Source organism: Aestuariibacter salexigens DSM 15300, from assembly GCF_000429145.1.
GTDB lineage: Bacteria > Pseudomonadota > Gammaproteobacteria > Enterobacterales > Alteromonadaceae > Aestuariibacter > Aestuariibacter salexigens.
This window is the reverse complement of the sequence record NZ_AUBH01000005.1, coordinates 132,873-151,683: the sequence shown is the minus strand read 5'-3', so window position 1 is coordinate 151,683 and position 18,811 is coordinate 132,873. Positions and strand designations below refer to the sequence as shown.

The window sequence follows — 18,811 nt, the reverse complement described above, 5'->3', positions numbered from 1 at the left end:
AGTATCCTTTAAACATTATGTCTGATGTGAGAAGCCAAATTGAACATTGCTGTACTGATCGGCGCTATTCTGATGGGGCTCAGCTTGGGTCTACTTGGCTCGGGCGGCTCGATTTTAACTGTGCCTGTCCTTGTGTACCTGGCAGGAGAGCCTGAAAAGCAAGCCATTGCAGAATCATTAATCATTGTCGCGATGGTGGCTGCCGTAGGTGCATGGTGCAATATGCGCAAACAAAACACCGACATTGCGCTGGCCCTCCGCTTTGGCATACCCAGCATGTTTGCGGCAGTCGCGGGAGCATGGGCAAGTCAGTTTGTGAGCGGCGCAGTGCAGTTACTGGTGTTTAGTATAGTGATGCTGACTGCGGCTATTTTCATGTTGCGGGGCAGCAAGAAAGAAGAAGTTGGTCAGGACACATCGGCTCCCGGTGCGTCAGCCTTGAAAGGCATTATCAGTGGCAGCGGCGTGGGCGCAATGGCAGGCTTTGTCGGTGTTGGCGGTGGCTTTTTAATTGTCCCAGTATTACTGAACGTGATGAAGATCCGTTTGTCCATGGCGGTCGGCACAAGCTTGATGATTATTTGTATGCAGTCGGTCGCTGCCGCGCTTAAGTATCAACATCAATTCGCTGCCGTAGATGTGACCATTAACTGGCCCTTGGTGCTTGTGGTGGGTGGCGTTGCTATACTGGGGGTGCTGGCTGGAGGGAAGCTGGGTCAAAGTTTGCCTCAGGCGGCAATAAAGAAAGGTTTTGCATTTCTGTTACTGGCGATAGGGCTGTTCACCGCGGTCGACGCCGGTATGAGTTTTTTGAGGACAATGGCATGACGATCCGACAGCTCACCGATAATTTCTCAGTTTCAGGTCCGTTGGTTGATGAAGATTGGCAGTACCTGAAGCAACAGGGTGTGGATACACTGATTAATGTGCGACCCGACAATGAGGCAGCGAATCAGATGCCCAACAGTTTCTGGCGCGACAAGGCGATGCGGTTTGGCTTCGCCTATTATTATCTTCCGGTCACCACGTTCGAATACAGCCTCGAATCTATCTCAACGTTTTACTCGTTGATCAGCGACCCAAACCGTCACGTTCATACCTTCTGTCGAACCGGTAACCGCGCAATACATCTGTGGGCATTAACCAGGGCTATTCATGAGGATATTTCATCGGTACAGGAAGTGTGTGCAGCGCATGACTGCGATGTGTCGAAAATCACCGAACAGCTGACGTATTTGCGCGAGCAGAAGCCCAGGCAAGGCGCCTTTATTTAATGCTTAAGTTAGGTGTGCGGTCGACCGATAACCTCATTTACGGTGTCACCACTTTTTGTGATGCGGTTTTTGAAATAAGTGCTATCGTAGACTAGAACGCGTTGTTATCCGGGAACATCCATGTTTGTCAGCAAATCGAAATATGAATCTCTTGAAAGAGAACTCGAGAACTTAAAAAAAGATCATCATGCATTGAAACAGTCACTGTCTGAGGCTGAGCAGGAGATCAAAGAACTAAGAGAAGCGCAGAGCTCAGCATCGGAGAAAACAGAGTCAACTTCAGCATTACAAGACTGTATGCTCGACTCTATCAGGCAGATGCAAGGTGTACGAGACACCGTGCTTGGTTCTTATCAACAAATCAGTCAGGAAAACGACTCCATGGCCAATATCCATGAGTTGTTTGAGCAGTCCAGCGGCTCACTGAATGAGATCACCAAGGACATGGATGGTTTGAGCGGCAAGATGGGCATCATGAGTGAAAGCATCTCTGGCTTGTCTGACACTGCCGACAGTATTAATAAATTCGTTAGCACCATTACCAGCATTTCTGATCAAACCAACTTGCTGGCACTGAATGCGGCAATTGAAGCGGCGCGGGCCGGTGATGCCGGACGCGGATTCAGCGTCGTTGCGGACGAGGTCAGGGCTCTGGCAAATGAGACCAATAAGTCTGCCAGCGAAGTATCGGAACTGGTGCAAAGCATCATTCAGTCGACGCGCACTGCAGTAGACTCGGTGGCCGAACTGAAAGACAACAATGACCACCTTGCCGAGGGTGTGGGTACCCTGAGTAGCAACTATGAATCTATCATTGCTTGTTGTGACAGCATGCGCAGCATGATCAGTAATGCGGCACTGAATTCGTTTATTCAGACCGTGAAGCTGGATCATGTGGTCTGGAAAGGCGATGTGTATGCCGTGATCAGTGGCAACAGTAACAAACGCCCTGATGATTTTGCGGACCACGCCTCATGCCGTCTGGGCCAGTGGTACCAGCAAGAGGGACGTCAGCAGTTCTCCACTCATTCAGCATTTAAATCTCTAGATAGGCCCCATGCAGAAGTGCATCGCTGCGGTTTTGCCGCAATGAAGGCAGCACAGGCGGGCGACGAACACACGACCAATAACATGCTGGTTGCAATGGAAAAAGCCAGCAGTGAAGTGATGGCCTGTCTGGATCAATTAGAAAGGTAGCTTACCTGTGACACGGAATGTCACTCAGTGGACAACGTCCCAGGTTATAAAAAGACAGGCGCAATGCCGCCCTGATGCAATAGCCATCGAGTTTATTGATGGCCCCTCTTTTACCTATTCTGAGCTCTACCGTCGCGCTAAATCTATTGCCGCCGGACTTAATGACATTGGATTTGCGGCTGGAGACAAACTGGCCTGTCTGCTACCCAACGGGCCCGAGTTTGTTGATATGTGGCTCGGATGTCATCAAGCCGACGGTGTACTGGTGGCATTAAATACGGAATTAATTGGTCAGTTTTTGCTGCATGCCCTTAACCTGAGTGAAGCATCTGTTTTGGTGTGTGATGCTTATCAGGCAGCTAAACTGTCTGAGATTGCCGGAAAGCTGACGCACCTTACTACCGTCATCATTATCGATGGCAAAGATGTCAGCGTCATCCCCAACATTAACGTTATGCCGGTATCTTCTTTGTATGTCGATCCGGCTAACATTGCTGAGCCTGAATCTCAATTTAACAACCTGGCCGCACTGATTTTCACCTCTGGTACAACGGGCCCGTCCAAAGCCGTGATGATGCCTCACGCGCATTGTTATCTATTCGCACAAGGGACAATAGATAACCTCGATTTGAAACAGTCGAATTGCTATTACATTTGTCTTCCGCTGTTTCATGCCAATGGCTTATTCATGCAGCTCTACGCATGCTTAGTTGCTGGCGCGAAAGCGGTCATTCGTTCCCGTTTCAGCGCCAGTCAGTGGTTAACGGACATTCAACGTGTGCGGGCAACCCATACTAATTTGCTAGGTGTCATGGCCGAGTTTATTGACCGGCAGCCTGTCATGGGCAATGAAACAGAGCATAATCTCAGAGTCATCGCCGCAGCGCCGGCGGCACCGGCTATGATAACGCGATTTAAGCAACGATTCGCCGTAAAGATGATAGAGCTTTACGGGATGTCCGAGGTCAATATTCCCCTTTGCAATCCCCTTGAAGACAGTCGGCCAGGAAGCTGTGGTAAGCCATACTCAGCATATTTTGAAGTGCGTATTGCTGACCCAGAGAGTGACATACCATGTGCTGCAGGAGAGGTTGGCGAAATACAGGTGAGACCGAAACTTGCTTCGGGTTTCATGAGTGGTTATTACCAAATGCCAGATAAAACCGTCGAAGCATGGCGAAATTTATGGTTTCACACCGGTGATGCGGGTAGGTGTGATGCGGATGGGTATTATTATTTCGTCGACCGCCTAAAGGACTGTCTACGTCGTCGCGGAGAAAATATTTCATCGTATGAGGTCGAAACCGCGATCAATGCACTTGATGGAGTCAAAGAGTCAGCTGTGATTGGTGTGCCGTCGGAAATTCCTGGTGGCGAAGAAGAAGTAATGGCCATTATTGTTGCGGATGGGAACATTACTGCGCAACAGGTGTTTAGTCATTGCCAAACCTGCGTGCCGGCCTATGCCTTACCCCGCTATATCAGGTTTATGCAAGAGAGCGCCATACCACGCACTGCGACCAATAAAATCCGTAAAGTCACATTGCGCGAACAGGGCGTAACGACGGATACTTGGGATAGTACTGACTGATTGAGATTTTGAAATGGAACTGAAAGCTTTTTTAACGGTTTTTATCGCCGTTTTTGTTGCCGAAATAGGTGATAAAACCCAATTAGCCACGATGCTATTCGCCTCTGATAAAGCGGTCAGTAAATGGACCGTATTTCTTGCTTCGTCAGGAGCACTGGTGCTGGCAGCGGGTATAGGTGTGGTGCTGGGACACGTGTTATCTAACTACATCGACGAACGCACCATGGGACTGATTGCTGGCGTGTTATTTGTCGTAATTGGTTGCGTTACTTTTGTGCGCGCCTGGACAGCGGGTGCGTAGCACCCACTGTTTAACTAGTTCTCAAGAAACTGTTTGATTTTCTCTGCCTGCTGCTGCACCTGATAAACGCCATCCAGATGTCCCTGGATACCATTGATTTCAGCATACTGGGTTGATTTACCTAATCGGGCCAGAGTGTCATGGGCTAATCTGGCCATGTATGGCATAAGTAACAAGTCGCTGCTGGCAGGCAGGAACAGCGATTTAGCCTTGACCTTACTCAACCCCTCTTCCAGTGAGCCACTGTGCCCTGCCAGGAATAACTGACAGGCCCTGACCAGATATAAGATATGGTTGGCATCCATAATCGTTGCTCTTTGCGCTGCAGCTACATGCAACCACTGCACTGCACTGTGGGATGCATTAATATCATTTAAGGGCGCTTGTTCAAGGGGAGAATGCTGAGGCTGAATCTGATTGATAAAGTCTGGATACAGTGCCTGCTGTGTGATCAGCATAAGTGAATGCGTTAAGCCTTGCAGGGGTGGCGTGCTACCGTAGTAGTTCCCATTATTCCAATCCGGATCCAGTCGAATAGGCAGTGCCCAGTGCTCCAGCGCCAACGTTGTCCATGCATCAGTTTGTGCCATGCCAATTACTGATACCATACGCTCTACCCAGTCTGGATACGCGGTTGCCCATTCAATGGCCTGCATTGACCCCATAGACGGTCCAATAACAGCATGCAGTTTGCTGATCCCTAATGACTCAACAAGGGCTTTTTGTACATTCACAAAATCACGGATCGTCACCACTGGAAAATTCAGCCCGTAGGGTTTGCCCGTTGCCGGATTGATCGATGCAGGACCAGTCGTGATGACATTAGGATCGTGCACGCCAGCATTTATCAGCGTGTCTGAACTGATCACAAAAAACTTATTGGTATCTATGGCTTTTCCGGGGCCAATAATGGCATCCCAATAACCAGGCTGTGGGTCGTCTGGTGAATACTTTCCTGCAGCATGTGAAGTGCCAGAAAAGTAGTGTGTGATCAGGATAGCATTGGATTTTTCTTCATTGAGCTCGCCATAGCTTTCCCACCCGACCGTCACTTCCTCGATCACATTGCCATTAAATGTCGCAAAGTTGTCAATGCTGAAAGCCTGCTTTTCGACCAGCAACTCTGTTGCGCTGACTATTGACACATGAAAACAGATCAGCAAACCCAGTACACGTAGAAACATGATGTTATTCCCCCAAAAGCAGCCCATTATTATTGCGAATTCTCAGTTTAGCGACATACTACTTAAGTACTGCGCAAATTTTGCACAGTAATCCATTAAACAGGAGTGACTGTGAATTCAGGGATTGGCAGGGACAAATTTATTCCACATGGCACCTTCAGTATCGAGCGTCAGGGGCAGTTATTGCTAGTCGATGCAACCGGACCATTCAATCATGAACTCATTTCACAGCTGAGCGACGATCTTTCTGAACACGAACAGGCACTACATCATCGTCCGTGGGTGGAGCTGGCGGTAATGCGTTGTGAAAGTGCATACACACCTGAAGCGCTAAATGATCTGCTGACATCCATGCAGCGACGCCATCATAATAATATGCGCGCTATTGCAATTCAGTTTGAGCAACCTCAATCGCGCCTACTGACAGAGCATCAGCTAACCTCTGTTTTGTCTAAAATAGCCGGATTACGCTTTCAATTTTTTGATGAGCTGGAAATCGCCATGGACTGGTGCCACGCATGTCTAGGCGAGTATCGCTAGCGCTGCAATCCTCTCCCGGCAAGAGGTTAGCCGAGAGAGGTATTGTTTGCATAACGTATACAACTAGTTAGCGTTGGTACTCTCAAATATTTTATCGGCAGAGGCCGCAACAAAACCGCTGTACAGATTGCCGCATGGCTTTGGATAGCGTCTGGCAAATTCATAAAAGCAGCTTGGTATGGCATGTACGCCGTCGGAAAACTCAACCGGGTGCTTATCAGCCATGGTTGATGACTGCTCGAGTAAACAGTCTGGAGAACCTTTTATTTCCCCGCCGGATGTATTGAGCTTAAAGCCATGCGCCTTGAGTGTTTCATTGATGGCCTGAATTGAATCGAAGCGGTTCAGGTGGTTATTGCTGACCGTGAAGTGGTTAGCCCGGTAGCCCCACGCCGCCATCCATGCCGCATACTCGCTTTCAGCCAGCAAAGCCTGATAGTCAGCAAAGCTGATATCCCAGTGACGACCCGAATACAGGAAGTTATCAGCACTGACAGCTGCTTCATCAATTTGGTCAACAAGAGATTTGACGATATTTTGTAGCGCGTCAGAGAACTTCTCGACCAGTAGCTCAGAAATAAATACGCGGGGTTGGGTGGGATCAGGATGCTCAAAGTGCTTAGCGTAAAGTTTCTTGGCCTCAAAATGATATTCACCAGCCTCCTGATATCCCAATGCAATAAAGTGCGCAGCCAGTTTCTCAAGATTGACCTTGTCGAGATTGAATGTGCGCAACGCAATATGATCATTAATCAGATCTTGTTGTTCTTCGTCTCCGAGCAGCGCGTGCACTTTTCGTGCAGACGGTGTGACGTCCAGATAGTTCTGCCAAAGGTTGTCAAACAACGTATTGATATCGTTGTGCATAAAATGTTTTCCCGTTTTTAAATCAAAGTGTACAAATTCTTACATCGTCACCATTCATGACGCGCAACAGGTCGGCCGCTACGGGTGACAATAAAAGCGTATTCTGCGCCTTATCGAAAATGGCCTGTTCCGTGAACGTGGCACGAAAGTCAGCGTGTGAGCAATTCGCAACCATCAGTGTCTCACCCGGTTTTACGTGTTCAATGTGGACTTTAGTTCGGCGACTCTCCACAACAGTGTGGATATTGCTCAGTTCTGCTTCCAAGGTGGGGCCAGCGTCAAAAACATCAACACAGCCACGGAAGCAAAATCCTTCTTTTTGTAGCAATTTTTTAGCTGGTTCAGTATCAGGGTGAACGGTGCCGACCACGGCGCGCGCATCATCACTCAAACATGACAGCGGAAGGGGGTGCCTTGGCATGATATGAGGAATAAATGCAGTCTCGCCGAGGCCGACCCGATGCGTCAGTTCGGAAAATGGGATGTCGGTGAAGCGTTCACGCATCCAATCCCAGAATGGCGAGGTTCCCTGTGCACATGATACGCCACGCATCTCTGCTATGACCCGTGAATTGAAGCGCTGAGATTGCTCCGCCATAAATAAAAAACGGCTACGAGATAAAAACCGTCCATTCTTACCGACCCGATAATCTGGATGAAGAAACAACGAACACACTTCCGTTGCGCCGCTGCAGTCGGTTGTCAGTATCAGCGACTCAAACTCATTGCGCAGCGCCATGTCGTGGCATGTCAGCGCATGTTTAACCTGACGCAGATGATACATCGGCGAACCGAGCCCGGTTTTCGCGATGATCCCGGTGGTACCAATCAATTGACCGGTATGCTGGTCTTCTAATGCAAAGAGGTAACACTCATCCTTTGGATCTGTGACGTGGCGCTTGAATGATTCAATGCTGTGTTTGATTTTGGCATTGAGTGCGCTGATGTCATCAGGTAAGGATGTGAAACCTGGTCCAGATAGCTTCGCAATCTGCTCAAGTTCTGGCAAATCGGCTTGTCGTATCGGTCTTAAACAGATCATCAGTGACGACCGGAATAGTAAGTATTGTGCGCATTCATGCTTTACTACTCTGCGTTAATGCGGTTATTTCACTATTGTGCTATCAGGCTAGGTCAGTTTGAATACTCAAAATTGGCATAAAGAAACATAAAAGTTATCATAATGATTATCTGAGGTTGCAATATGAATATTGAGGTGTGCATTGTTATCAGAAAAAGACTGGTCGCTCATTTCTATCTTGCGTTCTAATGCTCGCGCCAGTATTTCTGACATGGCAAGGGCGCTTGGGGTATCGAGAGCAACTGTGCAAAGCAGAATGCAGCGTCTTGAGCAGCAGAACGTTATAAAGGGATATGTGCTGGCTCTCAGCGACGAGTTTAAAGATGCACAGGTCGGCGCTCACGTCTCAATAAAAGTGAGACAAAAGCTAACCCAAAAAACCAATGTGGCGCTGCGTAATAACAGTCACGTTTCCGCATTGTATTCCATTAGTGGAGAATACGATCTCATCGCCGTTGTGCATGCGGGAAATTTACAGCAGTTGAGTCAGATCCTGGACGATATTGGTAATCTCGACGGTGTCGAACGCACCAATTCCTCAGTTATTCTTGAGACTAAATTCGAGCGCTAGTATCTTACATGACACGTCCTCAATCTCTGGCAGTCGAGAAATCATCATGCGCGTCTTACTTTCTAGCCTTATATTAATCACAGCAACTTCAGTATTTGCGCAGCAACACTCCGCGTTCTCACCAATGGATGTGTTTGAATTGGAGTGGGCGTCGTCAGTGCAGATTTCGCCAGACGGACAGAACGTGGTGTATCAGCGCAATTATATGGATGTCATGTCGGATTCGCGTCAGTCCAGACTGTGGCTTGTATCCAGGGATGCGAAGAACCATGTAAAACTCACTTCCCACGATGTTCGAGAATCCTCTCCGGCATGGTCACCAGACGGGACTCGAATTGCTTTTACCAGCAGTACAGAAAACGGCAGTGAAATCTACGTGTATTGGTTGGCCAGCGGCAAGATAGCACGTCTGACTCAACTTGAACGCTCGCCCTCGGGATTGAGCTGGTCTCCTGATGGCAAGCATATCGCGTTTTCCATGCTGGTACCTGAACAGCCGCCGGTTATCGTTTCAACTAGCTTGAGCAAACCTAAAGGGGCCAAGTGGGCAGAGTCTCCTCGGGTAACCACACGCCTCAATTATGAGCAGGACGGTCGGGGTTACCTGGAAACAGGCTATTCACATTTATTTGTGATCCCTGCGGAAGGCGGTACAGCACGTCAGATTACCAGTGGTGATTTTCATCATCGTGGTACCCCCGCATGGAGTAAAGACGGAGGTGCTTTGTACTTTGCCGCCAACCGTAATGAAGATTGGGAATATGCGTTTCGTAACTCGGAGATATATCGTGTAGATCTTGGCAGCGGAGAGATTATAGCGCTGACTGACCGCAATGGACCTGACTATTCACCTGTTGTGTCACCGGATGGAAAACAGATTGCTTATCTGGGTTACGACGATAAGGTGCAAACCTATCAGGTGACGCGATTATACATAATGGACCGCGACGGTGGTAACAAGCGTGAAGTAAGTACAGGGCTGGACCGCAGTATTCAGGAAATTCAGTGGACGAATTCTGGTATCCATTTCAAATATGATGACAAAGGGGACACAAAGTTAGCGCGCACCTCACTTAAAGGCGAGGTTACGTTATTGGCAGAAAACCTTGGCGGAACATCAATTGGTAGACCTTACCCTGGAGGCAATTACAGCGTTGCAAACAATGGGCACATTGCCTACACCCGCGGTACGGCCTATTCGCCAGCGGATGTGGCACTGGTTGAAGGACCAAACGCAGTGCCTTCAAACATAACTGCATTAAACGATGATTTACTGCCATATCGCACACTCGGCGAGGTACAGGAAATCTGGTATCGCTCCAGTGTCGATGACAGGCAAATACAGGGCTGGTTGGTATTCCCTCCTGGCTATGAGAAGAGTGAAGGCCCTCTACCACTGATTGTTGAAAATCATGGTGGACCAATTGCCAATTATGGTGACCGCTTCTCACCCGAGATGCAGCTTTATGCCGCAGCGGGCTATCTGGTGTTTTATCCTAATGCGCGAGGCAGCACCAGCTACGGTGAAGAGTTCGGCAACCTGCTTTACAACAACTATCCAGGTGACGATTATCACGATGTAATGGACGGTGTGAACGAACTCATCAAACGACAGCTGACAACAGAAGACAAGCTTTACGTGACAGGCGGTAGCGCGGGCGGCATCATGACCGCGTGGATGATTGGCAAAAATAACCGTTTTAAAGCTGCAGCAGTGATTAAGCCCGTCATAAACTGGATCAGCAAAACACTGGTAGCCGATAACTATTATGCATATGCCGATTACCGCATCCCAGGTCAGCCATGGGAAAGCTGGCAGGATTACTGGAAATTTTCACCCGTCTCGCTAGTCGGTAATATTCAAACGCCAACTCTGGTCATGGTTGGCACAGAAGATCTCCGCACGCCACTATCAGAGGCGAAACAACTCTATAACGCGCTAAAACTCAGAAAGGTTGATACCGCTCTAGTCGAAATGCCCGGCGCACCGCACTTTATCGCCCGCCGCCCCAGCCAGTTGGTCTCGAAAATCGAGCACATCCTGGCGTGGTTTGGTAGGTATGAGTGAAGCATTTCGCAAATTGCTCGTAACGGGAATTTCTTCCGCGTGCTAGGACGCGATTTGATTAACCAATACTGCTCACTGCCCGCTCAGGCGTTTGCCAAACGAGATAGCGTAAGCCAGAGACCGCATTCTGAGCACGGGATCATCACTTGGGGTAAATCCGGCGGACAGAACATTCGGGTCAAAGTTAAGTGGCGTGCACGCCTCGCCGCCTGAATCGGTCAAGATAATTTTACCCAGAACCACTTTTTCTCTTTCAGCGGGCCATTGTACGGACGGGTCGTTATCCACGTCATTATCAGTGCCAAGGATGGCATGCAGCGTGAAGCTTACAGTCGACTGCTCGAGTTGTTCTGCCAGTTTGTCTTTCAAAAACGGACTTTTCGTTGCTTTGGCCTGCTCCGCACTGAGGGTCTCCACACCTAGGTCTGGTGTCATGTGCCAGCGGAATTTCACTCTGTCATCACCCTGTCCGTAATAGAACGTGTGTAAACCGAAGAATTCTGTATTGGCAAATGAAGCAGCTGCTTTTGCAGTCTGATTCCAGGCCACATTTGCCTGCACACTGGGATTTGCTTTGACAAATTCCATGGTTTTCTGCGGGTTACGCTGTCCATTTTCATCTGGCAATAACGTGGACAAGAAGCCATAGAATGTCTCTGGATCTTTACCCGCAAAAACCGGGAAGTTATTACCGGTGAAGATATGTCTGGTGCCGTCCGGAAGACTTATCTGCACTCCCATACCACGCGTACCCGGCGCAGTCTCGTCAGCGTTCGGGTTGCCACCACCAAGTGAAAAACGTACTTGGGCGTAAAGAGGGCCATTCGACAGTAATGGCGCAGTGGCAAATTCCTCGGCCTGTACATTTGGCTCAAACTGACCGGTTGCACAGACACCAGACGCATGCGCTTTGCGCACGCCCGGATGCTTGCCACTTAACTTTTCAAAAAGTTCGACCAAATCGGCAGCCTGAACGGGTTGCTTTGTTTGAGCATAGGCGCCTGAACAAAGCGTCAGACCTAAGGTAATAGCAGAAGCGAGAGCGGTTATTTTCATCGTGATTTACATTCCATAGACACAGTACAGTTAGTTACGGGATAAGTGGTCAATTCGTGCAAATAAATTTCATCTTCTTGTCAATGATCAGCTAACCCGCTTGAAAAGTGCATACTTCGATTGTTATCCATAATGATAGCGTCATAGCCGGGCATGCGTTCAATAAGCGCCATTCCATCCTCTAACCCCAACACAAATACCGCGGTTGAAAGCCCATCATTGATTGTTGCAGATGGGCCAATAATCGACACTGACTGCACACTGTGCGTTGACTTGCCACTGCTAGGGGAGAGGATATGGTGATAACGCTGCCCATCCTGCTCGAAATAGCGTTCATAATCGCCTGAAGTCGACATGGCCGTATTTTCCAGCGGCACGACAACGGCTTGTTTTTCTCTATCGCGCGGATCTCGGATACCCACGATCCAAGGCTTACCATTTCTATCACCGAGCAGGCGGGTATCTCCTCCCGCTGTCACTAAAGCATGTTGTATAGCGTTCTTTTCCAGTAACGCGATAGCGTTGTCCACAGCATGCCCTTTGGCGATACCACCCAAATCGATTTTTACGTCTTTATGGAAAAAGCGAACGGACTTGGTGTGCGCGTCTAATTCCACAAGGCGGTAATCTATTGCCTCGAGTTTTTGTTCTATGTCGGCGTCGCTCGGCTTTATGCGATTTCGATAGTCATATAAGAAGCCGACACTTGCAAAGGTGATATCAAACGCCCCGTTAGAACGTTCCGAAAGCTCTGTTGACAATGATAAAAGCGCAAACATTTCATCACTGATAATCACGTCTTCTCGTGCAGCCAGCGCATTAATTCTGGATAATTCTGAGGTATCTATATAAGGACTCATTAATTGGTTGATACGCTCCATCTCACCCATAACGAGTTTGACCGCCTTCTGCCCCAGAGCCTCATCTTCACTCCATATTTCCGTGTGTATGTTCGTCCCCATAATCCCTTCAGACGCAACAAACCATTTGCTGTGACATGGCCAGGCAAGGACCGCCAGCGCGCCTAATATACAGATAAAACCAATGCGCATATCACACCACGAAATGAACGAATCGATGCAGCAAGCCTAGCACATGGCATTAACACATGGTTACGACAAAGAAAGGAATTTTGATACTGCTTCTGCTATATTTCGCGCGTTTTGTCGTGTAAAGAGGAACGCTATGCACTGGTTGCAGAAATTGCTGCTTCTACTCATTCGATATCCGGTCAGATGGCTGGTTAAAGCGAAGAGCATACCCGCCGATTTGGAAGCAGAGTTGGGGATAGATAAAAGTAGGCCCATTCTTTATCTGCTGCGCACTGAATCGCTTACCGATCAGCTAGCCCTTGAAATGTCGGCCCAAAAGCTAGGACTGCCGAACCCATTTAAAGAGGTCACGATTGGGGACACCAACAAACCAGCATGCATGTTCCTTGAACAACCTCAGCCTCTGTTTCGTAAAAATGCAACACAGACTGGGATCGCACGTCAGTTCATTGAGCTATTCCAGTTGCACCGTGAAAATGAGTCTTTAGATTTACAAATCGTCCCTGTGTTTATTAGCTGGGGACGCGCGCCAGGCAAAAGCGGTTCAGGGTGGGCAGATCTCATTGCTGACAGAGTCTCACCCAGCTGGTTAAGAAAATTTTTTATCGTGTTGTTCCTGGGACGCGATAATTTTGTCTGTTACAGCAAAGCCGTATCATCGCGCATCATGGCCAATCAGCATGGCTCTGATGAACAGATTGCGCATAAACTGCTAAGGGTTGCCGGCACACACTTCCACCGTCGCCGTCAGACGTTGACCGGCCCTACATTGCTCGAACGCCAGGAATTATACAATTCAGTGCTGGGTTCGAAAGCCGTTAAGCACGCCATCATTGAGCAGGCCCGACAGAAAAATACCAGCCATGAAGATATGCGCATCGAGGCACGAAAATATATTGATGAAATCGCCGCAGACTATCGGGAAGGGCTGATCAGAATTGGCGACCGCTTACTGACGCGTATTTGGAACAAAATCTATAATGGTATCGACGTAAAGCACGCTGAAAGAGTCAGAGAGCTAGCACAAAATGGTCACGAAATTATTTATGTGCCCTGTCACCGCAGCCATATGGACTACCTCCTACTGACTTACGTGATCTATCACGAGGGACTGGTTACGCCTCATATTGCAGCTGGAATTAATCTGAATTTCTGGCCCGTAGGCAAGCTATTCCGTCGAGGCGGTGCGTTCTTTCTACGCCGCAGTTTTGCCGGCAATAAGCTGTATACGGCGGTATTCAGAGAATACCTTGAGCTTTTATTCAATAAAGGTTACTCCGTCAAATATTATCCAGAAGGCGGACGTAGCCGTACTGGCCGACTGTTGCCACCCAAAACCGGCATGCTGGCCATGACACTGCAAGCAGTGTTAAAAGGCGTCAATCGCCCGGTAAGTATTGTGCCTGTCTACATCGGCTACGAGCATGTGATGGAGGTCAACAGTTACCTTGGCGAGCTCCGTGGCCGCTCCAAGCAGAAAGAATCGTTCTGGCAAATCTTCTCTGCGGTCAGAAAACTCAAAAACTATGGTTATGGTTTTTTGAACTTCGGTGAACCAGTCCAGATTTCGCATTTTTTAGACAGCCAGGTACCTGAGTGGCGAGATAGTCAGTCAGCCGATCCGGACAAAAAGCCGAGCTGGCTGACTCCGGCTGTTAACGAGCTAGCCAATACTGTCATGCTACGCATTAACCGCGCGGCAGCGGTCAATGGAATGTCACTGGCAGCCACATGCTTGCTATCCTCTCGCACCCACACCATGAGCGAACATGAATTAGTCCAGGCAATGAGCGATTACCTGGCTCTGTTCAAATCTGCGCCATTTAGTGATGACGTTTCACTCCCTCAAATAGACGCATCCAAGCTGCTACATAACGTATTGCGGCTACAGAAGCTGGATGTCAGTGAAGATGATTACGGTAAAATAATCAGTCTCAACGATCGCAAAACGGCGACGCTGACTTATTACCGTAACAACACCATTCATCTATTTGCGATTCCGGGTCTGATAGCCGCCATCATTTTCGCCTATCGCGGTGCACAAAAGCAGCAAATCATGGATCTGGTGGAACGCCTGTACCCACTGCTACAGCGTGAATTGTTTATTTACATGTCGACAGAGCAAGCGCTGCAATACAGCGAACGTGTTATTGCTGGAATGATAGAAATTGGATTGCTCACTGAGGACGGCGAAAGTCTTAACGTCATTGACTCTGAATCTGCGCATTTTAATAGTCTGTGGTTATTGCAAAGCAGTATTCAGGACACGTTACAACGCTATGCAATCGTAATGTGCTTATTGGATAAGTCACCTACCACCAGCCGCGCCAGTCTGGAGAAAGAATCGCGGGCCGTCGCCGAGCGCCTATGTCAGTTATATGGTGTGGACTCGCCGGAGTACTATGATAAGAGCGTGTTTGCGACGCTCATTTCAGCTCTGCGCGAACAGCACATCATCCTGAGCAGTGACGAGGGTCAACTGGCACGCAGTGATGCTAGCCAGGCATTAAAATCTCAGGTAATGACGCTGATTGCGCCAGAAGTTGCACAACAGCTACAGAAGCTCTGATCACATAGCAGCACTGACAAATAACGTTATGTGCTGCTCATTTCCATGTGATGTTTACGGTGCGTCAGGAAGTGGTATCGGATAAAAAGAACTGATACGCAGGATTACCAGTCTGCTCGACATGTGCATAGCCGAGTTTATCCAGATGTCGTTCAAATTCCGCCCGACTGCCCTCCGGTAGCTCAAAACCGACCAACACCAGACCATCTGCCGCGCCATGGTTGCGATAATGAAACAAGGTGATATTCCACAGCTCACCCAAAGTATTTAAGAAATTCATCAGCGCCCCAGGATATTCAGGAAACTGAAACGAAAATACATGTTCATTTAACAATGTTTGTGGGCGCCCACCTACCATATAGCGCACGTGAAGTTTGGCTAACTCGTTATCCGAGAGATCAAAGCTGGCATAACCTTCGGCAACAAGCTGCTCCTGCAATTCCTGATATTCAGCGCGCCCACGACGCAGTTTAACGCCTACAAAAATGTGCGCCTCAGCACCACTGGCATATCGGTAGTTAAACTCGGTGATGACCCTTCCACCCAACAATTTACAAAAATCACGAAACGCGCCTTTTCGCTCGGGAATTTTAACAGCGAACACGGCTTCTTTTTGTTCACCCAGCTCACAGCGCTCAGAGACATAACGCAGCGTGTGGAAGTTGATATTGGCTCCACACAACACGCCGCCTATTTTCTTGCCATGTAGATTATTTTCACCCACGTATTTGCGTATTGCGGCAACAGACAAAGCACCTGCAGGCTCAGCGATAACGCGAGTATCATCAAAAATGTCTTTGATAGCGGCGCAAATTTCGTCACTGGAGACCGTGACAACTTCATCAACAAATTGCTGACACAGTCTAAACGTTTCGGTACCGATAGTTTTTACTGCCACGCCATCGGCAAAAATGCCCACGCTTGGTAAGGTTTCTGGCTGTCCGGCCTGCAATGCTGCGTTCAAACAGGCCGAATCCTCAGCCTCTACGGCAACGATACGAATATCCGGTTTTAACTGTTTAAGATAGACACTGATACCGGCGACCAGACCGCCACCACCAACTGCCACAAATAACACATCGAGATCAGGCTGTTGCTCCAGCAATTCACGAGCAATAGTACCCTGACCCGCAATGACATCAGGATCGTCAAATGGCGGCACTACAGTCAGGCCCTGCTGCTCAGCTATCAGCCGGGCGTGTTCGCTGGCCTGGTCAAAGCTGGTGCCATGCATAACCACCTGCACCCACTCACCACCGAAGCGCTTCACCGCGTCAACTTTGATATCAGGTGTCGTCTCAGGCATCACAATTACCGCCCGGATGCGCTTCATACGTGCTGCATAAGCCACCCCCTGTGCGTGATTTCCGGCCGATGCAGCTATCACACCGGCCTGTAATTGCGCATCACTAAGCTGACTGATTTTATTGTAAGCACCGCGCAGCTTGAAAGACTTAACTGGCTGCTGGTCCTCGCGTTTCAGGTAAATAGTGTTCGATAGTTCCTGCGACAACAGCGGCATGGTAACAAGGTCACTGTTCACCGCCACATCATATACCGGTGATAACAGGACCTTTTTCAGGTAATCGTGGGCGCTGAGCGTCGTCATAATGTGTCCGTCAACTTAGAAGGATCGCGCACCGCTCCCTTGTCTGCACTGGTCGCCAACATGGCGAAGTTACGTAACGATACGGACACATGGCGCTGGCGGGTCAGCGGTGTAAAAGGACGCTCACGAGTGAGCTGCTTATTGCGTCGCTCTTCAAGCTGTTCATCGCTCAGTTGCACTTCCATTCGACGATTGGGGATATCTATGGTTATCAGGTCACCGTCTTCTACTAGCGCTAATCCACCGCCACTAGCGGCTTCAGGCGAACAGTGTCCTATCGAAAGACCTGAGGTGCCACCTGAAAAGCGACCATCCGTTATCAACGCACAAGATTTGCCCAGGCCCTTAGATTTGAGATACGAGGTGGGATACAACATTTCTTGCATGCCCGGTCCGCCTCTCGGCCCTTCGTAGCGGATCACCACCACATCGCCGGCACTGACTTCATCACTGAGGATCCCTTGTACAGCGTCTTCCTGACTTTCATACACTTTGGCAGGACCAGTAAATGTCAGGATAGATTCGTCGACGCCGGCGGTTTTCACGATACAGCCGTTTTCCGCAAGGTTGCCAAACAATACGGCGAGACCACCATCCTGACTATAAGCAAATTCACGTGCACGAATACAACCTTGCTGACGGTCAGTATCAGCCGTCGGATATAGGCAATCCTGACTGAATGCCTGTGTTGTGCGGATCCCCGCAGGTCCGGCACGGTAAAAAGTTTGCGCGCTTGTATTTTCGGGGTTGGTGATATCCCAGTCGGCGATAACATCCAACATGGGTTTCCCGAGCACATGATTGACATCGTCGTTAAGCAAGCCTGCTCGATGCAGTTCAGCCAATATCCCCATCACACCACCAGCACGATGTACATCTTCCATGTGGTATTCAGGCGTTGAGGGGGCGACTTTGCATAAGTGGGGAACCTTTCGTGACAGCCTATCGATATCCTGCATGGAAAAATCGACTTCTCCCTCAACCGCCGCTGCAAGGAGGTGCAAAATGGTGTTGGTTGAGCCGCCCATCGCAATATCCAGACTCATGGCGTTCTCGAACGCACTAAAATTAGCAATGTTGCGCGGTAGCACCGACGCGTCGTCTTGCTGATAATAGCGTCGGCATAGCTCTACTATCTGAGTGCCAGCCTGCACGAATAACTTTTCACGCTCTGCATGGGTTGCCAGCAACGAGCCATTGCCGGGCAGCGACAGACCTAACGCTTCCGTGAGGCAGTTCATAGAATTTGCGGTAAACATGCCCGAACATGATCCACAGGTAGGGCATGCTGAGCGTTCAATTTGCTCAGCGTGATCGTCTGCAACCGTGGGATCTGCCGCGGCCACCATCGCATCGACCAGGTCTAATTTGATCAGTTTTTCTGAAAGCTTGGTTTTACCCGCCTCCATCGGCCCGCCTGATACAAAAATGACAGGAATGTTCAGACGCATCGCTGCCATCAGCATTCCGGGCGTGATTTTATCGCAGTTTGAAATACACACCAGCGCATCCGCACAGTGGGCATTGACCATGTATTCAACTGAGTCAGCGATGATTTCCCGTGAGGGCAAACTGTACAACATGCCTGCGTGCCCCATCGCAATACCATCATCTACGGCAATAGTATTGAATTCCTTAGCCACACCACCAGCCTTCTCGATACTGCGCGCTACCAGCTGACCAAGGTCTTTCAGGTGCACATGCCCAGGAACGAACTGCGTAAATGAATTGGCTACCGCTATGATCGGTTTACCAAAATCACTGTCTGTCATGCCGGTCGCCCGCCAAAGAGCTCTGGCTCCAGCCATATTGCGACCGTGAGTGGTCGTTGCAGAACGTAACTTGGGCATA

16 protein-coding genes are annotated in these 18,811 nt (G+C 49.1%); 9 read left to right on the top strand and 7 right to left on the bottom strand.

Features of this window, described 5'->3' with window-relative positions; all coding sequences use genetic code 11:
- Nucleotides 1–39 precede the first annotated feature (39 nt).
- The 5 genes from G441_RS0109510 (at nucleotide 40) to G441_RS0109490 (ending at nucleotide 4,363) form a co-directional block, all read left to right on the top strand.
- Entirely contained in the window at nucleotides 40–828 is a 789-nt protein-coding gene (locus tag G441_RS0109510; RefSeq protein ID WP_026376143.1) for a sulfite exporter TauE/SafE family protein, read from the top strand.
- Nucleotides 825–1,274, top strand: coding sequence for a protein tyrosine phosphatase family protein (locus G441_RS18355; RefSeq protein WP_051275461.1), 450 nt, complete (start codon nucleotides 825–827; stop codon nucleotides 1,272–1,274). The genes G441_RS0109510 and G441_RS18355 overlap by 4 nt, the downstream gene beginning before the upstream one ends.
- A gap of 120 nt (nucleotides 1,275–1,394) precedes the next feature.
- Nucleotides 1,395–2,471 (top strand): methyl-accepting chemotaxis protein, encoded by a 1,077-nt coding sequence (locus G441_RS0109500; protein WP_026376142.1) that lies wholly within the window; start codon nucleotides 1,395–1,397, stop codon nucleotides 2,469–2,471.
- Nucleotides 2,472–2,478: 7 nt separating this feature from the next.
- On the top strand, nucleotides 2,479–4,062 hold the full coding sequence (locus G441_RS0109495) for an AMP-binding protein (protein WP_026376141.1): 1,584 nt from the start codon (nucleotides 2,479–2,481) through the stop codon (nucleotides 4,060–4,062).
- Nucleotides 4,063–4,075: 13 nt separating this feature from the next.
- Nucleotides 4,076–4,363: a TMEM165/GDT1 family protein gene (locus G441_RS0109490; RefSeq protein ID WP_026376140.1), complete on the top strand. Its 288-nt coding sequence runs from the start codon at nucleotides 4,076–4,078 to the stop codon at nucleotides 4,361–4,363.
- A gap of 14 nt (nucleotides 4,364–4,377) precedes the next feature.
- Here G441_RS0109490 and G441_RS0109485 read toward each other — a convergent pair whose 3' ends face one another.
- A complete protein-coding gene (locus G441_RS0109485; protein WP_026376139.1) occupies nucleotides 4,378–5,547 on the bottom strand; it encodes an E22 family MetX-like putative esterase in 1,170 nt (389 codons plus the stop codon).
- Between the two features lie 111 nt (nucleotides 5,548–5,658).
- Between G441_RS0109485 and G441_RS0109480 the strand changes: the two genes are divergently transcribed.
- Nucleotides 5,659–6,087, top strand: a complete 429-nt coding sequence (locus G441_RS0109480) for a hypothetical protein (protein WP_026376138.1) — start codon at nucleotides 5,659–5,661, stop codon at nucleotides 6,085–6,087.
- Nucleotides 6,088–6,150: 63 nt separating this feature from the next.
- Here the strand turns inward: G441_RS0109480 and G441_RS0109475 are convergent, their stop codons facing one another.
- The gene (locus G441_RS0109475) at nucleotides 6,151–6,954 is read right to left on the bottom strand and encodes a DUF1338 domain-containing protein (protein ID WP_026376137.1); all 804 of its coding nucleotides are present in this window, start codon (nucleotides 6,952–6,954) and stop codon (nucleotides 6,151–6,153) included.
- A gap of 22 nt (nucleotides 6,955–6,976) precedes the next feature.
- Nucleotides 6,977–7,996 carry an arginine N-succinyltransferase gene (locus tag G441_RS0109470; RefSeq protein ID WP_026376136.1) on the bottom strand — a complete coding sequence of 340 codons (1,020 nt, stop codon included), beginning with the start codon at nucleotides 7,994–7,996 and terminating at the stop codon, nucleotides 6,977–6,979.
- A gap of 181 nt (nucleotides 7,997–8,177) precedes the next feature.
- Here G441_RS0109470 and G441_RS0109465 point away from each other — a divergent pair, with 181 nt between their 5' ends.
- Both G441_RS0109465 and G441_RS0109460 read left to right on the top strand, forming a co-directional pair.
- Nucleotides 8,178–8,606 (top strand): Lrp/AsnC family transcriptional regulator, encoded by a 429-nt coding sequence (locus tag G441_RS0109465; protein WP_026376135.1) that lies wholly within the window; start codon nucleotides 8,178–8,180, stop codon nucleotides 8,604–8,606.
- A 46-nt stretch (nucleotides 8,607–8,652) separates the two neighbouring features.
- Nucleotides 8,653–10,674, top strand: coding sequence for a S9 family peptidase (locus G441_RS0109460; protein ID WP_034474776.1), 2,022 nt, complete (start codon nucleotides 8,653–8,655; stop codon nucleotides 10,672–10,674).
- Nucleotides 10,675–10,746: 72 nt separating this feature from the next.
- Here the strand turns inward: G441_RS0109460 and G441_RS0109455 are convergent, their stop codons facing one another.
- Together G441_RS0109455 and G441_RS0109450 are read right to left on the bottom strand one after the other, a co-directional pair.
- Nucleotides 10,747–11,730 (bottom strand): catalase family peroxidase, encoded by a 984-nt coding sequence (locus G441_RS0109455; RefSeq protein ID WP_026376133.1) that lies wholly within the window; start codon nucleotides 11,728–11,730, stop codon nucleotides 10,747–10,749.
- Nucleotides 11,731–11,810: 80 nt separating this feature from the next.
- Nucleotides 11,811–12,782, bottom strand: coding sequence for an FAD:protein FMN transferase (locus G441_RS0109450; RefSeq protein ID WP_026376132.1), 972 nt, complete (start codon nucleotides 12,780–12,782; stop codon nucleotides 11,811–11,813).
- Between the two features lie 133 nt (nucleotides 12,783–12,915).
- On the opposite strand from G441_RS0109450, the gene plsB reads away from it, so the two are divergent.
- Nucleotides 12,916–15,351 (top strand): glycerol-3-phosphate 1-O-acyltransferase PlsB, encoded by a 2,436-nt coding sequence (plsB, locus tag G441_RS0109445; RefSeq protein WP_026376131.1) that lies wholly within the window; start codon nucleotides 12,916–12,918, stop codon nucleotides 15,349–15,351.
- Nucleotides 15,352–15,415: 64 nt separating this feature from the next.
- On the opposite strand, the gene ilvA is transcribed toward plsB, so the two are convergent.
- Nucleotides 15,416–16,960, bottom strand: coding sequence for a threonine ammonia-lyase, biosynthetic (ilvA, locus tag G441_RS0109440; protein WP_026376130.1), 1,545 nt, complete (start codon nucleotides 16,958–16,960; stop codon nucleotides 15,416–15,418).
- On the bottom strand, nucleotides 16,957–18,810 hold the full coding sequence (gene ilvD / locus G441_RS0109435) for a dihydroxy-acid dehydratase (RefSeq protein ID WP_026376129.1): 1,854 nt from the start codon (nucleotides 18,808–18,810) through the stop codon (nucleotides 16,957–16,959). Before ilvD ends, ilvA begins: the two co-directional genes overlap by 4 nt.
- Nucleotide 18,811: the final 1 nt, after the last annotated feature.